Below are 6,095 nucleotides of genomic sequence, written 5' to 3'. Positions count from 1 at the left end.
GCGGCGGCGTCCGGGTGGCGAGTACCGGCCGCCGCCGGTGCCAGCGCGGTCGGACCGGCACCCGGGGCGGTGGGGCGACCGGCCCCGGCCGACCGGTGCCGGCGAACGGGCCGTCGTGCTCCGGTGCCGCTCGACTGCTGGTCACGACGTCAATTTGACACCGGTACGGGGGCCGCGCCGGGCAGCTCAGGCCGCGTGTCGGCGACAAATCGGACGGGGTGCGGACGGCTTCCGGCACCACCCGCCGCACCGGGACGCCTATTGATTCGCGGGCGGCCCGACGCGGTCACTAGGCTTGCTGCTCATGAGTCACGTTCTCGCGGCGGTGGCCTGGCCGTACGCCAACGGCCCGCGCCACATCGGCCACGTATCCGGTTTCGGCGTTCCCTCCGACGTGTTCGCCCGGTACATGCGGATGGCCGGCCACGACGTGCTCATGGTCTCCGGCACCGACGAGCACGGCACGCCGATCCAGGTGCAGGCCGACGCCGAGGGGGTCACCCCGCGCGAGCTGGCCGACCGGTACAACCGGGTGATCGCCGAGGACCTGCGGGCGCTGGGGCTGTCGTACGACCTGTTCACCCGGACCACCACCCGCAACCACTACGCGGTGGTGCAGGAGCTGTTCCAGGGGTTGTACCGCAACAACTACATCGTCCCCAAGGTCACCGTGGGCGCGATCTCCCCGTCCACCGGCCGGACCCTGCCCGACCGGTACATCGAGGGCACCTGCCCGATCTGCGGGTACGACAGCGCCCGCGGCGACCAGTGCGACAACTGCGGCAACCAGCTCGACCCGATCGACCTGATCAACCCCAAGTCGAAGATCAACGGCGAGACGCCCGAGTTCGTCGAGACCGAGCACTTCTTCCTGGACCTGCCCGCCCTGGCCGACGCGCTGCGGCAGTGGCTGGACGCCCGGGAGGGCTGGCGCCCCAACGTGCTGCGCTTCTCGAAGAACCTGCTCGACGACCTCCAGCCCCGGGCCATCACCCGTGACCTGGAGTGGGGGGTGCCGATCCCCCTCGACGGCTGGCGCGACCGGCCGGACAAGCGGATCTACGTCTGGTTCGACGCGGTGATCGGTTACCTGTCCGCCTCCATCGAGTGGGCCCGCCGCACCGGCGACCCGGAGGCCTGGCGCAAGTGGTGGTCCGCCGACGGCGAGGGCAAGGACGCCCGCGGCTACTACTTCATGGGCAAGGACAACATCGTCTTCCACTCGGTGATCTGGCCGGCGCTGCTCGGCGGCTACTCCGGCGAGGGCTCCCGGGACGGCGAGCCGGGCGAGCTGGGCCGGCTCAACCTCCCCACTGAGGTGGTCTCCAGCGAGTACCTGACCATGGAGGGGCGCAAGTTCTCCTCGTCCCGCAAGGTGGTCATCTACGTCCGGGACTTCCTGGAGCGGTACGACGCCGACGCGCTGCGCTACTTCATCGCCGTCGCCGGCCCGGAGAGCAACGACACCGACTTCACCTGGGCCGAGTTCCTCCGCCGCAACAACGACGAGCTGGTCGCCGGCTGGGGCAACCTCGTCAACCGCTCCATCTCGATGGCGGCGAAGAACTTCGGGGCGATCCCGCCGGTCGACCCGGCCGGGCTCACCGAGGACGACGAGGCGCTGCTCGCCACCGCGAAGGCCGGCTTCACCGTCGTCGGCGACCTGATCGCCCGGCACCGGCAGAAGCAGGCCATCGGCGAGGCGATGAAGGTCGTCGCCGAGGCCAACAAGTACCTGTCGGAGCAGGCCCCGTGGAAGCTCAAGGGCGAGGACGACAAGCCCCGGATGGGCACCATCCTGCACGTCGCCCTCCAGGTGGTCAGCGACGCCAACACGCTGCTCACCCCGTTCCTGCCGCACTCCGCCCAGAAGATCCACGAGCTGCTCGGCGGCACCGGCGTCCACGCGCCGATGCCGGTGATCGAGGAGGTCGAGGACCTCGACGGCGGGCCGGCGTACCCGGTGCTGACCGGCGACTACACCGTGGGCGTGCGCTGGGAGTCCGTACCGCTGGAGGCAGGCCGCCCCCTCGCCCCGCCGAAGCCGGTGTTCCGCAAGCTCGACCCGTCCATCGTCGAGGAGGAGCTGGCCCGGCTGGCCGGCTGACCCACGCACGCCGGTACGGCCCCGGGGGGATCCCCGGGGCCGTACCGCGGTTGTCCGGTCAGGCGCGGGCCATCGCCGGGGCGCCGGTGAACTCCAGGATCGCCTTGTTGACGTCGGCGGCGTTCGTCCACGGGGTGCCGTGCGGTGCGCCCTTCAACGTGATCAACTGGCTGCCCGCCAACATCGGCTGCAACCGCTGCCCGGTGTTCGGATACGGCAGCACCGCGTCCTGGTCGCCCTGCACGATCAGCACCGGCACGTCGATCCGGGACACGTCGCCCCGGAAGTCGGTCAGCCAGGCGTCCACGGACTGCAAGGTCGCGAGCGCTGAGGCCCGCGCGCCGATCTGCCAGTGCGCCCGGTACGCCTCCTCGGTGACCAGCTTCCCCTTGTTCTGCTCCCAGTTGAAGAAGTTGTTGCAGAACTGGGTGAGGAAGGCGAACCGGTCCGCCTGGATGGCCTGCTTGAACCCGTCGAAGAGGCTCTGTTCGACTCCCTCCGGGTTATCCCCGGTCTTGAGCAGGAACGGCGCGAGCGGGGCGAGCAGGACTGCCCGCTGCACCCGACCCGAGCCGTATGCGCCGAGGTAGCGGGTCACCTCGCCGGTACCCATCGAGTGGCCGACCAGGATCGCGTTCCGCAGGTCCAGCTCGGTCATCAGCACGTCGAGGTCGGCCGCGAAGGTGTCGTAGTCGTACCCCATGGCGGGCTGGGCCGAGTTGCCGAAACCGCGCCGGTCGTAGGTGATGGTCCGGTAGCCCGACGAGAGCAGCGCGGGAACCTGTTTCTCCCAGGTGGCGCCGCTGAACGGGAAGCCGTGGATGAGCACCACCGGCTGGCCGGAGCCGTGGTCCTCGTAGTACAGGTCAATGGGGGCGGAGTTCTCCGTCCCCACGGTGATGAAAGGCATGCGGGTCTCCTGATGCGGTGCGTGTCAGACGGCCCACGCTTTCCCGATCCGTGCCCCGTTATGCCAGCCGGTACGGCAGGTCCACCACCCGGTCGTCGGTCACCTCGGCGCCCGGCGCCCAGGTCTCGTAGACGCCCCGCTCGTGGCACTGCGCCCCGGTCGCGACCACTGCGTCCGGGTCCGGCCGGCACAGCCGCAACCGCAGCCAGCCCGCCTCTTCCCGGAGCACCAGGCAGGGGACTCCCCGCCAGGCGGCGTGGCGCACCCGCCGGGCCGCCGCGTCCACCGGGTAGCGGGCCGCCCGGGTCATCGCCAGCACCCGGAAGCCGCCCGGCAGGTCGGCCACCGCCTCGTACTCGCCGCCGGCGTACGCGCCGACGAGCTGGGTGGAGCGGGGCGCTTCCCCGGTCGGCACGTACTCCTGGTCGGGGGAGAGCTCCGGCACCGCGGCGAGCAGGTGACGCCACTGCGGGCCGACCATCCGCAGCCAGCCCCGCTGCTCCGCCTGATAGCTGTAGAGCGCCACCTCCACCCCCTCCGCCGGGTAGGCGAGCAGGGTGGCGTTCGCCGGCATCGGCAGGTCGGCGAAGTCCCGGGTGACGAACTCCGGGATGAGCTGGGCGTTGCTCGGCACGAACCCGGTGCCCAGCACCGGCGGCCCGACCCGGTCCCGGGGCGGCAGCGCGGTCAGGCCCCGGTGCGCCTCGCCGACCGGTACGTCGTAGTCGTCCGCGCCGGCGGCCCGCCAGCGCAGCGCGTACGCCACGTCGGTGCCGTCCTGGCCACCCTCGCCGTCCGCCCGGAGCACCGCCAGCGCGGCCGGCGTCCGCAGGTGCGCCACGTCGTGCTCCCGGTAACAGAAGCCGTGCGGCAGCCAGCCCCGCACGTACCCGGCGAGCTGCCGGGCGGAGAGCACCTTGACCATCCGGGTGCCTGGCCGGATCACCGCCGAGCCGCGGACCGCGGCGAGCACCGGATCAGCGGCCGCGGCCGGCTGCTGGCTGAGCTGGTGCACCTGCGCCCAGCCCCGCTCCCGGTGCAGCGGCACCAGCAGCGGCGTCTCCGCCTCCTCGGCCGGCTCCGCCGCCCCGTGCACCGCGGCCACCTCGGTGACGTGCACGAACTTCCGCCACGGCAGTGGCGCGCCGGGTCGGGGCGCCCACTCGAAACCGGGCACCTCGTCGCCGCTGAACAGCTCGTACGCCGCGCCCCGGGCGATCTCCTCCGCCGGGTGGACCCGGCCGTCGTACGTCACGTGCAGCCCGGTCCGCTCCGAGGCGGTGCCGGTGCCCTGAGGGGTGACGCTCACTCGCGGCACGCTAAGCGCTACAGATGCCCAACACGTGAACAGTCGATGGCGGTCAGGGAACGTGCCCTGACGGCGGTGTGTGATGCTGGCGGCGATGACCGAGCAGAACGAATCCCGCAAGCAGCGGGCGGCCCGCCGGGCCGGCGAGTTCCCGCCCGCCCCCGAGCCGCTGCCCCGTCCCGTGCTGGACAGCCACACCCACCTGGACATCACCGTCAGCGAGGTCGGGGTGCCCGGCGGCGGCAGCGCCGAGGACCCGGTCGCCGCCGCCATCGAGGTGGCCGCCGGGGTCGGCGTGGACCGGCTGGTCCAGGTCGGCGTCGACCTCGACTCCTCCCGGTGGAGCGCCGACGTCGCCGACAAGTACGCCCCGGTGCTGGCCACCGTGGCGCTGCACCCGAACGAGGCGCCCCGAGTGGCCGACCTGGACGAGGCGCTGCGCGAGATCGAGGCGCTCGCCGCCCGGGACCGGGTACGCGGTGTCGGCGAGACCGGGATGGACTTCTTCCGTACCGGGGACGAGGGGCGGGCCGCGCAGGAGGAGAGCTTCCGCGCGCACATCGCCATCGCCAAGCGGTACGACAAGGCGCTGGTCATCCACGACCGGGACGCCCACGCCGACGTGCTGCGCATCCTCGACGACGAGGGCGCCCCGGACACCGTGGTGCTGCACTGCTTCTCCGGCGACGCCGAGTTCGCCGCCGAGTGCGTCCGCCGCGGCTACCTGCTCAGCTTCGCCGGCACGGTCACCTTCGGCAGCGCGGCCGCGCTGCGCGAGGCCGCCGCGGTCACCCCGATCGACCAGCTGCTCGTGGAGACCGACGCGCCGTACCTGACCCCGATGCCGCACCGGGGACGGCCGAACGCGTCGTACCTGATCCCGCTCACCGTCCGGTCGCTCGCCGCGACCACCGGGACGGACCTCGACGAGCTCTGCGCGGCGATCTCGGCGACCGGCGACCGCGTCTTCGGCCCGTGGTGAGCGGACCGGAACCCGCCGCTACGCTACGGGGCGTGACCGGTCTCCTCGGCCCGGCGGAGATCCGGGAACTCGCCGCCCGCCTCGGCGTCGCCCCCACCAAGAAGCTCGGCCAGAACTTCGTGCACGACCCGAACACGGTCCGCCGGATCGTCACCGCCGCCGGCCTGGCCCCGGACGACGTGGCGCTGGAGGTCGGCCCCGGGCTCGGCTCGCTCACCCTGGCCCTGCTTCCGGTCGCCGCGCACGTGCACGCCGTGGAGATCGACCCGACGCTGGCCGGCGCGCTCCCGGAGACCGCCGTCCGGCACGCCGGACCGGACGCCGGCCGGCTCACCGTGCACCGGGCCGACGCGCTGCGGATCCGCGCCGCCGAGCTGGCCGACCCGGCGCCGACCGCGCTGGTCGCCAACCTGCCCTACAACGTCGCGGTGCCGGTGGTGCTGCACCTCCTCGCCGAGCTGCCGAGCCTCCGCCACGGCCTGGTGATGGTGCAGAAGGAGGTCGCCGACCGGCTCGTCGCCGGTCCCGGCTCCAAGGTGTACGGCATCCCGTCGGTCAAGCTCGCCTGGTACGCCCGCGCCCGGGCCGCCGGCAAGGTTCCGCCGAACGTCTTCTGGCCGGTGCCGAACGTCGACTCCGGCCTGGTCGCCTTCACCCGCCGGGAGCCGCCCCGCGCCGACGTGGCCCGGGAGCAGGTCTTCGCCGTGGTGGACGCGGCGTTCGCCCAGCGTCGCAAGACCCTGCGCGGGGCCCTCGCCGGCTGGGCCGGCGGCGCGGACCGGGCCGC

Annotated in this window: 5 protein-coding genes; 3 read left to right on the top strand and 2 right to left on the bottom strand. The window is 72.9% G+C overall.

All coding sequences use genetic code 11. The features are described 5' to 3' along the window. Nucleotides 1-304 precede the first annotated feature (304 nt). On the top strand, nucleotides 305-2,107 hold the full coding sequence (gene metG, locus DKL51_RS02290; protein ID WP_109948244.1) for a methionine--tRNA ligase: 1,803 nt from the start codon (nucleotides 305-307) through the stop codon (nucleotides 2,105-2,107). Nucleotides 2,108-2,165: 58 nt separating this feature from the next. Here metG and DKL51_RS02285 read toward each other — a convergent pair whose 3' ends face one another. Next, nucleotides 2,166-3,017: an alpha/beta fold hydrolase gene (locus DKL51_RS02285; RefSeq protein WP_109948241.1), complete on the bottom strand. Its 852-nt coding sequence runs from the start codon at nucleotides 3,015-3,017 to the stop codon at nucleotides 2,166-2,168. Between the two features lie 58 nt (nucleotides 3,018-3,075). Further along, complete coding sequence (locus tag DKL51_RS02280) at nucleotides 3,076-4,326, bottom strand: hypothetical protein (protein ID WP_109948240.1); 1,251 nt, start codon at nucleotides 4,324-4,326, stop codon at nucleotides 3,076-3,078. A gap of 82 nt (nucleotides 4,327-4,408) precedes the next feature. Between DKL51_RS02280 and DKL51_RS02275 the strand changes: the two genes are divergently transcribed. Together DKL51_RS02275 and rsmA are read left to right on the top strand one after the other, a co-directional pair. Continuing rightward, nucleotides 4,409-5,308 carry a TatD family hydrolase gene (locus tag DKL51_RS02275; RefSeq protein WP_109964448.1) on the top strand — a complete coding sequence of 300 codons (900 nt, stop codon included), beginning with the start codon at nucleotides 4,409-4,411 and terminating at the stop codon, nucleotides 5,306-5,308. 32 nt (nucleotides 5,309-5,340) lie between these two features. Further along, a partial coding sequence (gene rsmA / locus DKL51_RS02270) for a 16S rRNA (adenine(1518)-N(6)/adenine(1519)-N(6))-dimethyltransferase RsmA (RefSeq protein WP_124811664.1) occupies nucleotides 5,341-6,095 on the top strand: 755 nt, incomplete at its 3' end.

Origin of the sequence: Micromonospora globispora, from assembly GCF_003857015.1 — a bacterium.
In the GTDB taxonomy this organism is placed as follows: domain Bacteria; phylum Actinomycetota; class Actinomycetes; order Mycobacteriales; family Micromonosporaceae; genus Micromonospora; species Micromonospora globispora.
Note: the sequence above shows the minus strand (reverse complement) of the source record. Positions and strands in the feature narration are given on the sequence as shown.